Below are 15,811 nucleotides of genomic sequence, written 5' to 3' on the forward strand. Positions count from 1 at the left end.
GGGTCTCACGTCGGTCAGGTGGGTGAAAGCTTCTGGCGCTCGGCCCGGCGCTGCAGCCATTGCACGGTCATCAGGAAGATCGTGGAGAACAGGATCAGCAGCGTCGCCACGGCGGCGATGGTCGGGCTCAGCGTCTCGCGCACGCCGCTCCACATCTGGCGCGGCAGGGTGCGTTGCTCGGAGCCGGAAATGAACAGGGCGATCACCACCTCGTCGAAGGAGGTGACGAAGGCGAACAGCGCGCCGGAGACGACACCGGGCGCGATGATCGGCAGCATGACGCGCAGCACCGCCACCGGCGGCGGTGCCCCGAGGCTCGCCGCGGCGCGCATCAGGGTCTGGTCGAAGCCAGCCAGCGTCGCCGTCACCGTGATCACGACGAAGGGCGCGCCGATGGCGGTATGGGCGAGCACCAGGCCGGTCAGCGTGTTGAGCAGGCCGACCGCGGCGAAGGCATAATAGATGCCGACCGCCGAGACGATCACCGGCACGATCATCGGCGAGATCAGGATCGCGGTCAGCGTGGCGCGCGCCGGGCAGTCGGGCCGCGTCAGGCCGATGGCGGCCAGCGTGCCGAGGAACGTCGCCAGCACGGTGGCCGAGGTCGCCACGACGATGCTGTTGCGCAGGGCGAGCTGCCAGACCTCGGAGCCGAAGAACTCCTGGTACCAGCGCAGTGACAGGCCCGGCATGGGATAGGTGAAGAACGGCTCGGCGTTGAAGGAGAGCGGCACGATGGCGACGATCGGCGCCACCAGGAAGGCGAGGACGAGGCCGCCCGCCAGCCAGAGCAGCACGGAGAGCGGATTCAGCGCGAGCGATGTCCTGCCCATCAGCCCATCCTCAGTCTGTCGATGCCGACGATGCGGTTGTAGACGGCGTAGAGGATCAGCACCGCTACCAGGAGGATGGCGCTGAGCGCTGCCGCCATGCCCCAGTTGGTGACCTGGTTGGCGTAATAGGCGATGAAATAGCTGACCATCTGGTCCTGCGGCCCGCCGACCAGCGCCGGGGTGATGTAGTAGCCGAGCGCCAGGATGAAGACGAGCAGGCAGCCGGCGCTGACGCCGGGCAGGCTCATCGGCAGGTAGACGTGCCGGAAGGCCGACGCGGGCGGCGCGCCGAGCGAGGCGGCGGCGCGCAGATAGACCGGGGGGATGCCCTTCATCACGCTGTAGATCGGCAGGACCATGAAGGGCAGCAGGATATGGGTCATGGCGATCAGCACGCCGGTCCGGTTGTAGATCAGGTCGAGCGGGCGCGCCGGGTCGATCAGGCCGAGCCAGGCCAGGGCCTCGTTGACCACGCCGCGGCTCTGCAGCAGCACCACCCAGGCGCTGGTGCGCACCAGCAGCGAGGTCCAGAACGGCAGCAGCACCAGGATCAGCAGCGTGTTCGCGACCGCGCCGCGCGAGCGGGCGATCAGAGCGGCCAGGGGATAGCCGAGCGCCAGGCAGATCAGCGTCACCGACAGGCTGACCGCGAAGGTGCGCAGCAGCACCTGGCGATGCACCGCGGTTTCCGGCGTCACGCCGACGATGGCGCCGCGGTCGTCGTGCTGCAGGTCGAGCGCCGCCAGCAGGTAGAAATCCGTGGTGGCGGGCAGAGCCTGCCGCAGCACCCGCCAGTAGCGCGGCGTGCCCCAGGCCGGGTCGATGGCGACGAAGGCGGCGTGCCAGGGCGCCTGCGCGCGGCCGATCTGGCGGCCGGTCTTGAGCAGCATCGAGCGCAGCCCGGCCTCGTAGTAGTTGAGGCGCTTGGCGACCTCGGCCACCGTCTCGCGCGGCGAGGCCTTGAGGTCGGCGGCGAAGGCGGCGTAGACCGCCTCGTCCGGCACGCTTTCGCCATCCCAGGCGGCGAGGGCCACCGCCGTCTGCGGCAGCGCCTGCCGGACGACGCTGTTGTCGACGCTGCGCGTCAGCAGGGCGCCGATCGGCACGACGAAGACGGCGAGGAGAAAGAGCAGCAGCGGCGCGACCAGCAGCAGGGCCTTGGCCTGCCCGCGGCGGCGGAGCCGGCGCAGGCGCCGGGGGAGCGCAACGCTGTCGTCCGCCGGATGGTCCGCAATGTCAGCGAAGGCTGTGGTCATGTCGCGCCGCTGCCGAGGAGGAGGTGAAGAGCCCGGCGGACCGCCGGAATGCGGCCCGCCGCGTGCGCGGCTATTTCGCCAGCCAAGTGTTGAAGCGTTCGGTCAACTCCTCGTCATGGTCCGCCCAGAACTCGGACGAGACCACGAAGGCGGTCTTCGTGTTCTCCGGCGCCGTCGGCAGGTCAGGCAGGATTTCGGCCGGCACCTTGGCGATCGCTGCCTTCAGGGTTGGGCCGTAGGAGATGTATCGCGACTGCTGCGCCATCACGTCGGGATTCATGGTGAAGGCGATGAACTTGTCGGCCTCGGCCTTGTTCTTCGAGCCGACCGGCTCGGCCCAGAGGTTGAAGTCCATGCCCTGGCCGTCCCAGACGATTTTGAAGTTTTTGCCGCTGTTCTTCACCGCGTCGTAGATGCGGCCGTTCCAGGCGGTGGTCATCACCACCTCGCCGTCGGCGAGCAGTTGCGGCGGCTGGGCGCCGGCAGTCCACCACACCTTGACGTCCTTCTTGATGGTGTCGAGCTTCTTGAAGGCGCGGTCGACGCCCTCCGGCGTGCCGAGCACGGTGTAGACGTCCTTGGGCGCCACGCCGTCGGCGATCAGCGCGAATTCCAGCGTGGTCTTGGGCGATTTGCGCAGCGCCCGCGGGCCGGGGAATTTCTTGGTGTCGAACAGGTCGGCCATGGTGGTCGGGCCGCCGTTCGGGAATTTCGCGGCGTCATAGGCATAGATGGTGCCGAAGACGATGGTGGCGACGGCGCAGTCCATCGCGGCGCCGTCGATGAAGGCCGCCTTGCCGCCCAGCTTGGAATAGTCGATCTTTTCCAGCCAGTTCTCGTCGCAGCCCTGCAGGGCGTGGCCCGGCTCGACGTCGACGATGTCCCAGGTCACCTGCTTGGTCTCGACCATGCCCTTCAGCTTGGCCGTCGAGCCGTCCCATTCGTCCTGCAGCACCTTGACGCCGGTCTGCTTGGCGAAGGGCTCGAAATAGGTCTTTTCCTGGCTCTTGGTGTAGGCGCCGCCCCACGAGGTCACGGTCAGCGTGCCGTCGGCGAGCGCCGGCGTCGCCAGGCCCGCGAGAAGCATGGCGGTCGGCAGAAGCGAAAATCTGCGTATCATGTCGTTCCCCTTCATGTGTGCCTTGACGGCGTTCTTGTCCGTGGGCGGCGCCCTCAGGCGAGGGCGAGCGCCCGGCAGTCGTCGGGGCGCCAGCCGATGACGGCCTCGGCGCCCCGTGCCAGCGCCGGACCGGCGAGTTGGGTCGGCAGCTTGACCAGGATGTCGTCGCGCCCACAGGCGGCGACGCGCAGGCGCAGATGGTCCCCGTGGTAGATCAGCTCCTCGACCCGGGCCGGGAAGCGGTTCTCCCAGCTTTCCGCCGGCGCCAGGCCGACGCGTTCAGGCCGCAGCGCCAGGGTCGCCCGGGCGCCGACCGCGAGGCCGTCGCCGGCGAGGGCGGCGATCGCGGCGCCCGTCTCGGTCTCGATCCGGCAGCGGCCGCCGGCGAGCGCTGTCACCCGGCCGGCGATGGCGTTGTTCTCGCCGATGAAGGCGGCGACGAAGGGATTGGCCGGGGCCTCGTACAGCATGGCGGGCGGCGCGATCTGCTGCAGCGTGCCGTCGTTGAAGACGCCGACGCGGTCCGACATGGTCAGGGCCTCGCCCTGGTCGTGGGTGACGTAGACGACGTTGATGCCGAGCCGGGCATGCAGATGCTTGATCTCGATCTGCATGTGCTCGCGCAGCTGCTTGTCGAGGGCGCCGAGCGGCTCGTCCATCAGCACCAGCTTGGGCTCGAACACCAGGGCGCGGGCAAGGGCGACGCGCTGCTGCTGGCCGCCGGACAATTGCGCCGGCTTGCGCGCCTCGAACGCGGCCATGCGCACCATGTCGAGGGCCCGGCGCACGCGCTCTGCCATCTCCGCCCGGCCCATGCGGCGCATCTTCAGCGGGAAGGCGACGTTCTCGCCCACGCTCATGTGCGGGAACAGCGCATAGTTCTGGAAGACCACGCCGATGTTGCGCCGGTGCGCCGGCACGCTGTCGATGCGCTGGCCGCCGAGCGTGATCGTTCCGCTGGTCGGCGTCTCGAAGCCGGCCAGCATCATCAGCGTCGTCGTCTTGCCCGAGCCGGACGGGCCGAGCAGCGTCAGGAACTCGCCCTGCGCCACGGCGAGGTCCAGGCCCCGGACGACGTAGCTGGCGCCGTCATAGGATTTCTTCACGCCCTCGAAGGTGATGAAGCGCGGGTCCTGCATCTGGCTCGCCTCTTGTCGTGCGGCTCGGGTTTGTTGTCTGAATGGTGCTCGATATTGTGTGGTGTTTTGGAAATAGTCAAGCCACACAAAATCAGGGAGGGATAGACGGATCATCTCGATCCCGGGCCGGCGTGAATCGGCCTGGAGCGGCGGACTTCTCCGGCGGCCCACTGCGATTTCGGCTGGACCGCGAGGCGGAAGGCCTGTTATGAAGGCCCTGCATGAGGACCGAATCCGGTTGACGTCCGGCCGGTTCCGGTTTGTGTGGATTCGTGCTTGGATCAGATTCGGACAATTGCGAAGCGGCCGGCGACGTCCGGCCCGGCGCGGGCCCCGCGGCTGCCGGCCTATCTCGCCCTCGCCGCGGAGCTGGAGGCGCGCATCCGCTCCGGTGAGCTGAAGCCCGGCAGCAGCCTGCCGCCGCAGCGCGACCTGGCCAAGCAGCGCTCGCTCAACGTCTCCACCGTCTCGCGCGCTTATCGCGAGCTGCAGAACCTCAGCCTCGTCACGGGCTCGACGCGGCGCGGCACCGTCGTTACCAGCGAGCCGGCCATGCCCCGCGTCGACCGCGCGGCGACGCCGTCGGGCGTCATCGACCTCACGGTCAACCGCCCGGCGGTCGACGATTTCCGCGAGCGCCTGGCGCAGACGCTGCCGCTGCTGGCTGGGGATCCGCGCTTTCGCGAGCTGCAGGAGTACCAGCCGCCGGAAGGCCCGGCCTGGGCCCGTGCCGCGGGCCGGCGCTGGGTGGCGCTCAACGGGTTCGAGCCGGCGGCGGACGACATCGTGGTGACCAGCGGGGCGCAGCACGCCCTGCTCGCCGTGATCGGCAGCCTGATCGAGCCCGGCGACGTGGTGGCCGCCGACCGCCTGACCTATTACGGCCTCAAGGCCCTGGCGCAGATGTTCCGGTTCCGCATCGTCGGCATCGGCAGCGACGCCGAGGGCATGTCGGCCGAAGAGCTCGACGCGGCCTGCCGGCGCGAGCCGGTCAAGGCGGTGTTCACCGTGCCGTCCCTGCACAATCCGAGCGTCGTCACCATGTCGGAGCCGCGCCGGCGCGCGCTGGTCGACATTGCCCGCCGCCGCGACCTGACGATCATCGAGGACGACGTCTACGGGCCGATGCTGGACGAGCGGCCGCCGGCCCTGAGGACGCTGGCGCCGGAGCGCACCTATCACATTTCCTCGCTCTCCAAGGCGCTCGCGCCGGGCCTGCGCGTCGGCTATCTCACCTGTCCGCCCGGCCGCGCCCTGGTGACGGCCGAGCCGGTGCGCACCACCGCCTGGATGCCGGCGCCCCTGCCGCTGCTGGTCGCCAGCCGCTGGATGGAGGACGGCACCGCCGTCGCCATCCTGGCCGCCCAGCTCGCCGAGCTCCGGGCGCGGCATGCGCTGGTGGTGACCATCCTGGCGGGGGCAGCGGTGAATGCCGATCCGCGCTGCATGTTCGTCTGGCTCAAGCTGCCGCCGCCCTGGCGCGCGGAGGACTTCGCCGCCAATGTCCGGGCGCACGGCGTCGCCGTCATGCCCGCCACCGCCTTCGCCGCCGACCGCGAGCCGGTCGAGCACGCGGTGCGGATCAACCTGGGCTGCGCCGCCTCGCGCGACGAGCTGGCCACGGCGCTGCGCATCGTCGCGACGACGCTGGCCGAGCGGCCGCGCGCCCTGTTCGGGACGGTATAGGGATGGACGGCCTCGATGCCGCCCCCGTCCCCGAGGGCGAGCGCCGCCGGGTGGCGGTCATCGGCGCCGGCCTGGTCGGCCTCGCCTCGGCGCTCTGGCTGGCGCGCCTGGGACACCACGTCACCGTCGTCGACCGGGCGCCGCCCGAGCCCGGCGGGTCCTATAGGCAGGCCTGCTCCTACGGCAATGCCTGCACCGTCGCGCCGCATGGCGTGGTGCCGGTGGCGACGCCGGGCATCGCCTGGCGCGTCCCCGGCATGGTGCTGAATCCGGCCGGCCCGCTGGCGATCGTCTGGCGTTATCTGCCGCATCTCGCCCCCTGGCTCCGGGCCTTCCTCGCCGCCAGCCGGCCGGCCGAGGTCGAGCGCATCGCCGGCACGCTTGCCGGGCTGCTGCGCCATGCCGATGCCGCCTACCGGCCGCTGGTCGAGGAGGCGGGCGCCCGCCATCTCGAGCGCCACGCCGGCTGCCTCTACCTCTATCGCTCCGACGCCGCCTTCGCCGCCGCCGAGGCGGACAACCGTCTGCGCGAGCGCCATGGCGTCGCCCTCGAGCGCCTCGACGCGGTGGCGATCCGCGCCCTGGAGCCCCGGCTGGCGCCGCTCTACCGGCGCGGGGTGCTCTACCCCGACGCCTATACCTTCGACAGCCCGCAGGTGCTGGCCGTCGCCTTCGCCGCGGCGATCCGCAAGCGCGGCGGCGCGATCGTGCGGGCCGAGGTGCGGGACCTGCGCTGCGAGGGAGAGGGCGTCCGTGTCGGCACGGATGGCACCGCGCTCCGCGCCGAGCGTCTCGTGATCGCCGCTGGCGCCCATTCGCGCGCCCTGGTGCGGCAGCTGGGCGAGGACGTCCTGCTCGACACCGAGCGCGGCTACCACGTGCTCTTCCCCGAGGCCGGTCATCTCCTCGGCCGTCCGGTCTGCTATCCCGAGCACGGCTTCTACATGACCCCGATGGCCGATGGGCTGCGGGCGGCCGGAACCGTCGAGCTCGGCGGCCTCGCCGTGCCGGCGCGGCCGGTGCGCACGCGGATGATCCGGCAGACGGTTGCCGAGCTGCTGCCGCAGGCCGGCGCCCCAGGTGCCGAATGGATGGGGTTCCGCCCCTCGATGCCCGACTCGCTCCCTGTCGTGGCGCGGTCCGCCCGGCATCCCGCGGTCACCTATGCCTTCGGCCACGGCCATCTCGGCCTGACCCTGGCCGGCATCACCGGGCGCCTCGTCGCCGATCTCGTCTCGGAGCGGCCGCCGGTCCTGCCGCTGGCGACGCTGCGCCACGACCGCTTCGACGCCTGGGGCGGCAAGCCCGGCCCCGGATAGACCTGGGCGACTCGGCCTCGCCCGGGCAGGGGAGAGCGCTCGATCCGCCTTTTCGGACCGGACCGGGGCCGCTATGACGGCGTCGGCGGTGCCCATCGCCGAACCCCGGAGCGAGCCAGATGTCCCAGACCTTCGACCGCATCTTCCGCAACGGCACCATCGTCAACCATGACGGCCGCGGCGAGGCCGATATCGGCGTCACCGGCGGGCGCATCGCCGCCATCGGCAATCTCGGCCAGGCCAGCGCCGGCGACGAGGTCGATTGCAGCGGCCTCACCGTGCTGCCCGGGGTGATCGACAGCCAGGTGCATTTCCGCGAGCCGGGCGCCACCCATAAGGAGGACCTGCAGACCGGCGCGCTGGCCGCGGTCATGGGCGGCGTCACCGCCGTGTTCGAGATGCCGAACACCGATCCGCTCACCATCTCGGCCGAGGCGCTGGCCGACAAGGTGAAGCGGGCGCATCACCGCATGCATTGCGACTTCGCCTTCTGGGTCGGCGGCACGCGCGAGAACGCCGCCGACGTCGCCGAGCTCGAGCGCCTGCCCGGCGCCGCCGGCATCAAGGTGTTCATGGGCTCGTCCACCGGCTCGCTGCTGGTCGAGGACGACGACGGCGTCGAGGCCATCCTCCGGCGCACCCGCCGGCGCGCCGCCTTCCATTCCGAGGACGAGTTCCGGCTGCGCCAGCGCCGCGACTTGCGCGTGCCGGGCGACCCGGCCTCGCATCCCGTCTGGCGCGACGCCGAGACGGCGCTCGGCTGCACCCGGCGCCTGGTCGCCATCGCCCGCCGCGCCGGGGCGCGCATCCACGTCCTGCACATCTCCACCGCCGAGGAGATGGAGTTCCTGGCCGGGCACAAGGACATCGCCACCGTCGAGGCGACGCCGCACCACCTCACCCTGGTGGCGCCGGAATGCTACGAGCGGCTCGGCACCCTGGCGCAGATGAACCCTCCGGTGCGCGACGCCTTCCACCGCGACGGCATCTGGCGCGGGCTCGACCAGGGCGTCGTCGACGTGCTCGGCTCCGACCACGCGCCGCACACGCGGGAGGAGAAGGCCAAGCCCTATCCCAATTCGCCCTCCGGCATGACCGGCGTGCAGACGCTGGTGCCGATCATGCTCGACCATGTCCATGCCGGCCGCCTGACCCTCGAGCGCCTGGTGGATCTCACCAGCCACGGCCCGGCCCGCATCTTCGGCATCGCCGGCAAGGGCCGGATCGCCGTCGGCTACGACGCCGACCTCACCATCGTCGACCTGAAGAAGCACCGGCTGATCTCGAACGGCTGGATCGCCTCCAAGGCCGGCTGGACGCCTTATGACGGCGTCACCGTCACCGGCTGGCCGATCGGCACCGTGGTGCGCGGCGCCCGGGTGATGTGGGAGGGCGGCCTGGTCGAGGCGCGCCGCGGCGAGGCGGTGCGCTTCGGCGAGACGCTCGCCGGGCGTAGCGAGCTCGCCGGGCGTAGCGAGCTCGCTGGGGTGTCCGGCGCCGGCGCGACCGGCTAGAGTGCATCGAGTTCCAGGCAGAGTCTCAGGTCCCATGCCCAATTTGTTTCCGTCCGAGTCCACCCCGTCCGACATTGCCGCGCTCTCCTTCGAGAAGGCGCTCGCCGAGCTCGATCAGATCGTCAAGAGCCTGGAGGGCGGCAATGTGCCGCTGGAGGAATCGATCGCCATCTATGCCCGGGGCGAGGCCCTCAAGGCGCATTGCGACCGCCTGCTCAAGATCGCCGAGGCGAAGGTCGACAAGATCCGCCTCGACGCCGAGGGCAAGCCGGCCGGCACCGAGGCCCTGCCGGAGGCGTGAGGGCGAAGCTCCGCACGAAATTTCCGCCCGGGATGGAGCCTTGCCCGCCACGGAGCGTTGTCAGGATGTCGCATGTCGCGACTTTCTCGTGCCTGGCAGCCCCAGCCCCTGCGCAAATGAGACAAACTCCATAGTGCCATTCCCAGGGCCGTATTATGTAATCTAGAAAGGCTTCATGCTTTTGTGATTTAGAAGGGCTTCATGCCTTTCGCCTTCCGCGTGCACGATCGGTGACCGAATTGGCCGACTCTCCTTCGACTCTCCTGCTTGATACGATCCGGACGCCGGAGGACCTGCGTCGCCTGCCCGAGGAGCAACTGCGCCAGCTCGCCGACGAATTGCGGGCCGAGACGATCGACGCGGTCTCGGTGACCGGCGGCCATCTCGGGGCCGGCCTCGGCGTGATCGAGCTGACCGTCGCCATCCATGCGGTGTTCGACACCCCGCGCGACCGGCTGATCTGGGACGTCGGCCACCAGGCCTATCCGCACAAGATCCTCACCGGCCGGCGCGAGCGGATCCGCACCCTGCGCCAGCCCGGCGGCCTCTCCGGCTTCACCCGGCGCTCGGAGAGCGAATACGACCCGTTCGGCGCGGCCCATTCCTCCACCTCGATCTCGGCCGGCCTCGGCATGGCGGCGGCGCGGGACCTGGAGGGCGGCAAGGGCCATGTGGTGGCGGTGATCGGCGACGGCGCCATGTCGGCCGGCATGGCCTACGAGGCGATGAACAATGCCGGGGCGCTCGGCTCGCGCCTGGTGGTGATCCTCAACGACAACGACATGTCGATCGCCCCGCCGGTGGGCGCGATGTCGGCCTATCTGGCGCGCCTGGTGTCGGGCAGCACCTATACCGGCCTGCGCGGTTGGGCCAAGCATCTCGCCAAGCGCATGCCGAAATTCGTCTACGACAAGGCACGGCGCACCGAGGAATATGCCCGCGGCTTCTGGACCGGCGGCACCATGTTCGAGGAGCTCGGCTTCTACTATGTCGGCCCGATCGACGGGCACAACCTCGACCATCTCCTCCCCGTCCTCAAGAACGTGCGCGACCAGGCCGAAGGCCCGGTCCTGGTGCACGTGGTGACGCAGAAGGGCAAGGGCTACGCCCCGGCCGAGGCGTCCGCCGACAAGTATCACGGCGTGGTCAAGTTCGACGTCGTCACCGGCGCGCAGGTCAAGGCCAAGGCCAATGCGCCGGCCTATACCCGCGTCTTCGGCGAGACGCTGATCAAGGAGGCGCGCAAGGACGACCGCATCGTGGCGATCACCGCGGCGATGCCGTCGGGCACGGGCGTCGACCTGTTCGAGAAGGAGTTCCCGAAGCGCACCTTCGACGTCGGCATCGCCGAGCAGCATGCGGTGACCTTCGCCGCCGGGATGGCGACGGAGGGCTACAAGCCGTTCTGCGCGATCTATTCGACCTTCCTGCAGCGGGCCTACGACCAGGTCGTCCACGACGTGGCGATCCAGAAGCTCGCGGTGCGCTTCCCGATCGACCGGGCCGGCCTGGTGGGCGCGGACGGGGCCACCCATGCCGGCGCCTTCGACGTCGCCTATCTCGCCTGCCTGCCGAACATGGTGGTGATGGCCGCCGCCGACGAGGCGGAGCTGGTGCACATGGTCGCCACCGCGGCGGCCTATGACGAGGGGCCGATCGCCTTCCGCTACCCCCGCGGCGAGGGCGTCGGCGTCGACATGCCGGAATTCGGCACGCCGCTCGCCATCGGCCGCGGCCGGGTGCTGCGCGAGGGCACGCAGGTGGCGCTGCTGTCGCTCGGGACCAGGCTGGCCGAATGCCTGAAGGCGGCCGAGGACCTGGCGGCGTTGGGGCTTTCGGCCACGGTCGCCGACGCGCGCTTCGCCAAGCCGCTCGACGAGGATCTGGTGCTGCGCCTGGCGCGCGAGCACGCGGTGCTGCTGACGGTCGAGGAGGGCTCGGTCGGCGGCTTCGGCAGCCACGTGCTGCAGCTCCTGGCCGAGCGCGGTGCGCTCGACCGCGGCCTGAAGGTGCGGCCGCTGGTGCTGCCGGACCACTTCCTCGACCATGACAAGCCCGAGGCGATGTATGCGCGGGCCGGGCTCGATGCCGCCGGCATCGTCGCCAAGGTGTTCGAGGCGCTCGGTCGCGACGCTGCCGCCCTGCCCAGGCGCGCCTGAGCGTCCCCCGGCGCCGTCGCCCGAACCCACGGAGCCGCCGATGCACCTGCCGAGGCCGTCGCGCTTCCATCTCGCCGCGTTCAGCGGCGTGGTGCTGCTCGTCGCCCTGGCGCTCTATTACGGCCTCGACGGCGTGACCCAGGCTTTCGCCGAGGTCGGCTGGGGCATCGCCCTGGTGGTGATCGTGCGCTTCGGCCAGGTGGCCTTCTCGGGCGTCGCCTGGCAGGCGGTGCTGCTCGCGCCGACGGCGTGGTGGGTCTGCCCGCTGCTGCGCTGGGTGCGCGAGGCGATCAACGTGCTCCTCCCGGTGGCGCAGGTCGGCGGCGACATCGTCGGCGCCCGCCTTCTCGCCCGCCAGGGGGTGAAGGGCCCGGTCGCGGCGGCCAGCGTCCTCGCCGACCTCCTGGTCCAGGTCTCGACCCAGCTCGTCTTCTCCCTGCTCGGCCTCGGCCTGTTCCTGGTCAGCACCGGCGACGGCGAGACGGCGCTCTGGCTCGGCGCCAGCCTCCTGCTCTTCGCCTTCGGCGTCATCGGCTTCTTCGTCCTGCAGCGCTGGGGCGGCATCGGCTGGGTCGAGCGGCGCATCGTCGCCGCGGCGACGAAGAACGGCTGGTCCGTCCCCGGCGGCATCGTCGGCCTCGCCGACAGCCTCGCCGCCACGCACCGCGCGCCCGGCCGCCTCGCCGTCGCCGCCGCCATCCACATGGGCATCTGGATCTTCGGGGCGCTGGAAGTCTGGATCGTGCTCGCCTTCCTCGGCCACCCCATCGGCTTTGCCGAGGCGCTGGTCATCGAGAGCCTGTCGCACGCCGCGCGCGGGGCTCTCTTCATCGTGCCGGGCGGGGTCGGCGTCCAGGAAGCGGCGATCGTCGCCATCGCCGCGGCCTATGGCCTGCCGCCGCAGCTCGCCCTCGCCGTCGGCCTGGTCAAGCGCGTGCCGGACCTCGTGCTCGGCATTCCGGGCCTGGCGATCTGGCAGGCGCTGGAGTTCGGCCGCCTCAGGCCGGTCCCGGTCCATCAGGGACCCGAGCGATGATCGGGCAGGCGCTCGCCCTCCTCTTCGGCGCGCTCGCCGTCGCCGGCTGCCTCTACACGCTGGTCGCGGCCCGGCTGGTGGCCCGCTTCGGCCGGCCGGAGCCGGCCGCTGCCGCCTCCGGCGCCGCCGTGACCGTGCTCAAGCCGCTGCACGGGGCCGAGCCGTTCCTGCACGAGAACCTGATGTCCTTCCTGGCGCAGGACCATGCCGGCCCGGTGCAGGTGGTGTTCGGCGTGCAGAATCCGCAGGATGCGGCGATTCCCGTGGTCGAGGCGATCATCCGCGCCATGCCGGAGCGCGACCTCGCCCTGGTCGTCGACGCCGCCCGCCACGGCTCCAACCCCAAGGTCTCGAACCTGATCAACATGATGGGCGCGGCGCGCCACGACGTGCTGGTCCTGGCCGACAGCGATATCCGCGTCGGGCCCGACTATCTCGCCCGGGTGGTCGCCGCGCTCGAGCGGCCGGGAATCGGCGCGGTCACCTGCCCCTATCGCGGCGGTGTCACGGACGGGCTGTGGTCGCGCCTCGCCGGGCTGCAGATCGACAGCCATTTCCTGCCGAGCGTCGTCGTCGGCCTCGCCGGCGGGCTCGCCGCGCCCTGCTTCGGCGCCACCATCGCGCTCCGGCGGCAGACGCTGGAGCGCATCGGCGGCTTCCGCGCCCTCGCCGACGTGCTGGCCGACGACTATGCCGTCGGCCATGCCGTCCGCGGCCTCGGGCTCGCCGTGGCGGTGACGCCCTTCCTCGTGACGCACCGCTGCAACGATGCCTCGCTGGCCGAGATGCTGCGCCACGAGATCCGCTGGGCCAAGACCGTCGCCGGCCTCGACCGGCTCGGCCATGTCGGCAGCGGCTTGACCCATCCCCTGCCGCTCGCCATCCTGGCCCTCTCGCTGACCGGCTTGTCCGGCGGCGCGGGGATTCTGGTCGCGGCGGCGTTTTTCTGCCGCAGTCTCCTGCTCTGGAGCGTGGCGCGGCGGTTCGGTTTGCAGGAAACGGCCTATGGCCTGCTCCCCCTGCGTGACTGCCTGTCGTTCCTGGTCTATCTCGCCAGTTTCGTGCCCACCGGCGTCCATTGGCGCGGGCACGATTTTCGGGTCAGGATGGACGGGACGATGGTGGCGAGACGAGAAGGTGATCGATGATGCGCACGCTGTTTCTCCAGGCCCCTTCGTTCGACGGTTTCGACGGCGGCGCGGGCTCGCGCTACCAGGCCCGGCGTGAGATCGCCTCCTTCTGGTACCCGACCTGGCTCGCCCAGCCGGCGGCGCTGGTCGAGAACAGCAAGCTGATCGACGCCCCGCCGCATCGCACGCCGCTGTCCGAGATCACGGCGCAGGCCCGCGACTTCGATCTCGCCGTGCTGCACACCTCGACGCCCTCCTTCAAGTCCGACGTCAAGACCATCGAGGCGCTCAAGGCCGCCAACCCCAGCCTCAAGGCCGGCCTGATCGGCGCCAAGGTGGCGGTCGACGCCGCCGGCAGCCTGGCCGCGGCCCCGGTGGTCGACTTCGTCGCGCGCAACGAGTTCGACTTCACGGTCAAGGAAGTCGCCGACGGCATGGACTGGAAGGCGATCCGCGGCCTGTCCTTCCGCGACGGCCATGGCGAGATCGTCCACAACGCCGACCGGCCGATGATCGAGCAGATGGATGCGCTGCCCTTCGTCACGCCGATCTACAAGCGCGACCTCAAGATCAAGAACTATTTCATCGGCTATCTCAAGCACCCCTACATCTCGCTCTATACCGGGCGGGGCTGCAAGTCGCGCTGCACCTTCTGCCTCTGGCCGCAGACCGTCGGCGGCCACCGCTACCGCACCCGCAGCGTCGGCCATGTGCTGGAGGAGATCGCCTGGGCGCAGAAGGCCTTCCCCGAGGTGAAGGAGTTCTTCTTCGACGACGACACCTTCACCGACGACCTGCCGCGCGCCATGGAGATCGCCAGGGGGCTCGGCAAGCTCGGCGTCACCTGGTCGTGCAACGCCAAGGCCAACGTGCCGCGCGAGGCGCTGAAGGTCATGCGCGAGGGCGGCCTGCGCCTTTTGCTGGTCGGCTACGAATCCGGCAACCAGCAGATCCTGCACAACATCAAGAAGGGCATGCGCATCGAGGTGGCCGAGCGCTTCACCAAGGACTGCCACGACCTCGGCATCACCATCCACGGCACCTTCATCATGGGCCTGCCCGGCGAGAGCAAGGAGACGATCGAGGAGACCATCCGCTTCGCCACCCGGATCAACCCGCACACCATCCAGGTCTCGCTCGCCGCGCCCTATCCCGGCACGTTCCTGTACCAGCAGGCGCTGGAGCAGGGCTGGCTCGACGACGCCAACGCCGAGCTCGTCGACGATCACGGCGTGCAGATCGCCCCGCTGCACTATCCCGGCCTCAGCCACAGCGAGATCTTCGATTCGGTCGAGACCTTCTACCGCCGCTTCTACTTCCGGGCCGGCAAGATCGGCTCGATCGTCGGCGAGATGGTGCGCAGCCCCGACATGATGAAGCGCCGGCTGCGCGAGGGCGTCGAGTTCTTCCAGTTCCTGCGCGAGCGCCACAAGATCGCCCAAGGGGCGGCCAACTGAACGCGCTGATCGTCACCGCCGACGATTTCGGCCTCGCTCCCGAGGTCAATCAGGCGGTGGAGCTGGCCCATCGCGGCGGCATCCTCACCTCGGCCAGCCTGATGGTCGGCGCCGCGGCCGCGGAGGCGGCGGTGGCGATCGCCCGCCGGCTGCCGTCCCTGCGGGTCGGGCTGCACCTGGTGCTGGTCGAGGACCGGCCGGTGCTGCCGCCGGCCGCCATCCCCGACCTCGTCGATGCCGACGGCCTGTTCCGCCGCGACCTCGTGCGCGCCGGCGCGGCAATGTTCTGTCTCCCGTCCGTCCGGCGCCAACTCGCGGCCGAGATCACCGCCCAGTTCGAGGCCTATCGCGCCACCGGCCTGCCGCTCGACCATGTCGACGCCCACCAGCACTATCACCTGCACCCGACCGTGGCCGCGCTGATCCTCGCCATCGGCCCGCGCTACGGCATGCGCGCGCTCCGGGTGCCGGCCGAGCCCGCGCGTGTGCTCCGGGCCGTCGAGCCCGGGGCGGGGCGCGGCGCAGGCCTGATCACGGCGCCCTGGAGCCGCCTGCTCGCCCGGCGCGCCCGGCGCCGCGGCGTCATCGCGCCCGACCAGGTCTTCGGCCTCGCCTGGACCGGGGCGATGACCGGCGAGCGGGTCCGCGGCCTGATCGAGCGGCTGCCGCCCGGCGTCACCGAGATCTACGCCCACCCCGCCATCGCCGGCAGCTTCACCCGCGCCGCGCCGGGCTACCGCTACCCCGAGGAGCTGGCGGCGCTCACGGATCCTGCGACGCGGGCGCTGGTCGAGGAGAGGCGCGTGCGGTTGTGCGGCTTCGGCGATCTGGGTTGAGCTTCAGTGTGATATCACTTGCAAT

The 15,811-nt window shown here is 70.7% G+C and carries 13 protein-coding genes; 9 read left to right on the top strand and 4 right to left on the bottom strand.

The features are described from left to right. Window positions 1–14: 14 nt before the first annotated feature. From QO011_RS17815 to QO011_RS17830, 4 genes are all read right to left on the bottom strand, one after another. Window positions 15–833 (bottom strand): ABC transporter permease, encoded by an 819-nt coding sequence (locus tag QO011_RS17815; protein ID WP_307274629.1) that lies wholly within the window; start codon window positions 831–833, stop codon window positions 15–17. After that, entirely contained in the window at window positions 833–2,089 is a 1,257-nt protein-coding gene (locus tag QO011_RS17820) for an ABC transporter permease (protein WP_307274630.1), read from the bottom strand. The genes QO011_RS17815 and QO011_RS17820 overlap by 1 nt, the downstream gene beginning before the upstream one ends. Window positions 2,090–2,159: 70 nt before the next feature. Then, window positions 2,160–3,176, bottom strand: a complete 1,017-nt coding sequence (locus tag QO011_RS17825; RefSeq protein WP_370881979.1) for an ABC transporter substrate-binding protein — start codon at window positions 3,174–3,176, stop codon at window positions 2,160–2,162. Window positions 3,177–3,262: 86 nt separating this feature from the next. Continuing rightward, the gene (locus QO011_RS17830) at window positions 3,263–4,348 is read right to left on the bottom strand and encodes an ABC transporter ATP-binding protein (protein ID WP_307274633.1); all 1,086 of its coding nucleotides are present in this window, start codon (window positions 4,346–4,348) and stop codon (window positions 3,263–3,265) included. A 285-nt stretch (window positions 4,349–4,633) separates the two neighbouring features. On the opposite strand from QO011_RS17830, the gene QO011_RS17835 reads away from it, so the two are divergent. The 9 genes from QO011_RS17835 to hpnK all read left to right on the top strand — a co-directional run bounded on the left by QO011_RS17835 (window position 4,634) and on the right by hpnK (window position 15,786). Further along, window positions 4,634–6,034 carry an aminotransferase-like domain-containing protein gene (locus tag QO011_RS17835; protein WP_307274937.1) on the top strand — a complete coding sequence of 467 codons (1,401 nt, stop codon included), beginning with the start codon at window positions 4,634–4,636 and terminating at the stop codon, window positions 6,032–6,034. Between the two features lie 2 nt (window positions 6,035–6,036). Then, window positions 6,037–7,353, top strand: a complete 1,317-nt coding sequence (locus QO011_RS17840; protein WP_307274635.1) for an NAD(P)/FAD-dependent oxidoreductase — start codon at window positions 6,037–6,039, stop codon at window positions 7,351–7,353. A 119-nt stretch (window positions 7,354–7,472) separates the two neighbouring features. Next, complete coding sequence (locus QO011_RS17845; RefSeq protein ID WP_307274636.1) at window positions 7,473–8,867, top strand: dihydroorotase; 1,395 nt, start codon at window positions 7,473–7,475, stop codon at window positions 8,865–8,867. 34 nt (window positions 8,868–8,901) lie between these two features. After that, a complete protein-coding gene (locus QO011_RS17850; protein WP_307274637.1) occupies window positions 8,902–9,168 on the top strand; it encodes an exodeoxyribonuclease VII small subunit in 267 nt (88 codons plus the stop codon). A 239-nt stretch (window positions 9,169–9,407) separates the two neighbouring features. Then, complete coding sequence (dxs, locus tag QO011_RS17855; protein ID WP_307274638.1) at window positions 9,408–11,327, top strand: 1-deoxy-D-xylulose-5-phosphate synthase; 1,920 nt, start codon at window positions 9,408–9,410, stop codon at window positions 11,325–11,327. 40 nt (window positions 11,328–11,367) lie between these two features. Further along, window positions 11,368–12,363: a flippase-like domain-containing protein gene (locus QO011_RS17860; protein ID WP_307274640.1), complete on the top strand. Its 996-nt coding sequence runs from the start codon at window positions 11,368–11,370 to the stop codon at window positions 12,361–12,363. Then, on the top strand, window positions 12,360–13,511 hold the full coding sequence (gene hpnI / locus QO011_RS17865) for a bacteriohopanetetrol glucosamine biosynthesis glycosyltransferase HpnI (RefSeq protein ID WP_307274641.1): 1,152 nt from the start codon (window positions 12,360–12,362) through the stop codon (window positions 13,509–13,511). The genes QO011_RS17860 and hpnI overlap by 4 nt, the downstream gene beginning before the upstream one ends. After that, window positions 13,511–14,950 (top strand): hopanoid biosynthesis associated radical SAM protein HpnJ, encoded by a 1,440-nt coding sequence (hpnJ, locus tag QO011_RS17870; RefSeq protein ID WP_307274939.1) that lies wholly within the window; start codon window positions 13,511–13,513, stop codon window positions 14,948–14,950. Before hpnI ends, hpnJ begins: the two co-directional genes overlap by 1 nt. Then, window positions 14,947–15,786 (top strand): hopanoid biosynthesis-associated protein HpnK, encoded by an 840-nt coding sequence (gene hpnK / locus QO011_RS17875; RefSeq protein ID WP_307274941.1) that lies wholly within the window; start codon window positions 14,947–14,949, stop codon window positions 15,784–15,786. Before hpnJ ends, hpnK begins: the two co-directional genes overlap by 4 nt. The last annotated feature ends 25 nt before the right edge of the window (window positions 15,787–15,811 follow it).

This window comes from Labrys wisconsinensis, assembly GCF_030814995.1.
In the GTDB taxonomy this organism is placed as follows: Bacteria; Pseudomonadota; Alphaproteobacteria; order Rhizobiales; family Labraceae; genus Labrys; species Labrys wisconsinensis.

Excerpts from the sequence above, each read along its gene's own strand:
- QO011_RS17860 (WP_307274640.1), top strand. The coding sequence starts at position 11,368 with ATGCACCTGCCGAGGCCGTCGCGCTTCCATCTCGCCGCGTTCAGCGGC.
- QO011_RS17820 (WP_307274630.1), bottom strand. The coding sequence starts at position 2,089 with ATGACCACAGCCTTCGCTGACATTGCGGACCATCCGGCGGACGACAGC.
- QO011_RS17815 (WP_307274629.1), bottom strand. The coding sequence starts at position 833 with ATGGGCAGGACATCGCTCGCGCTGAATCCGCTCTCCGTGCTGCTCTGG.
- hpnI (WP_307274641.1), top strand. The coding sequence starts at position 12,360 with ATGATCGGGCAGGCGCTCGCCCTCCTCTTCGGCGCGCTCGCCGTCGCC.
- QO011_RS17850 (WP_307274637.1), top strand. The coding sequence starts at position 8,902 with ATGCCCAATTTGTTTCCGTCCGAGTCCACCCCGTCCGACATTGCCGCG.
- QO011_RS17830 (WP_307274633.1), bottom strand. The coding sequence starts at position 4,348 with ATGCAGGACCCGCGCTTCATCACCTTCGAGGGCGTGAAGAAATCCTAT.
- QO011_RS17840 (WP_307274635.1), top strand. The coding sequence starts at position 6,037 with ATGGACGGCCTCGATGCCGCCCCCGTCCCCGAGGGCGAGCGCCGCCGG.
- QO011_RS17825 (WP_370881979.1), bottom strand. The coding sequence starts at position 3,176 with ATGCTTCTCGCGGGCCTGGCGACGCCGGCGCTCGCCGACGGCACGCTG.
- QO011_RS17845 (WP_307274636.1), top strand. The coding sequence starts at position 7,473 with ATGTCCCAGACCTTCGACCGCATCTTCCGCAACGGCACCATCGTCAAC.
- hpnJ (WP_307274939.1), top strand. The coding sequence starts at position 13,511 with ATGCGCACGCTGTTTCTCCAGGCCCCTTCGTTCGACGGTTTCGACGGC.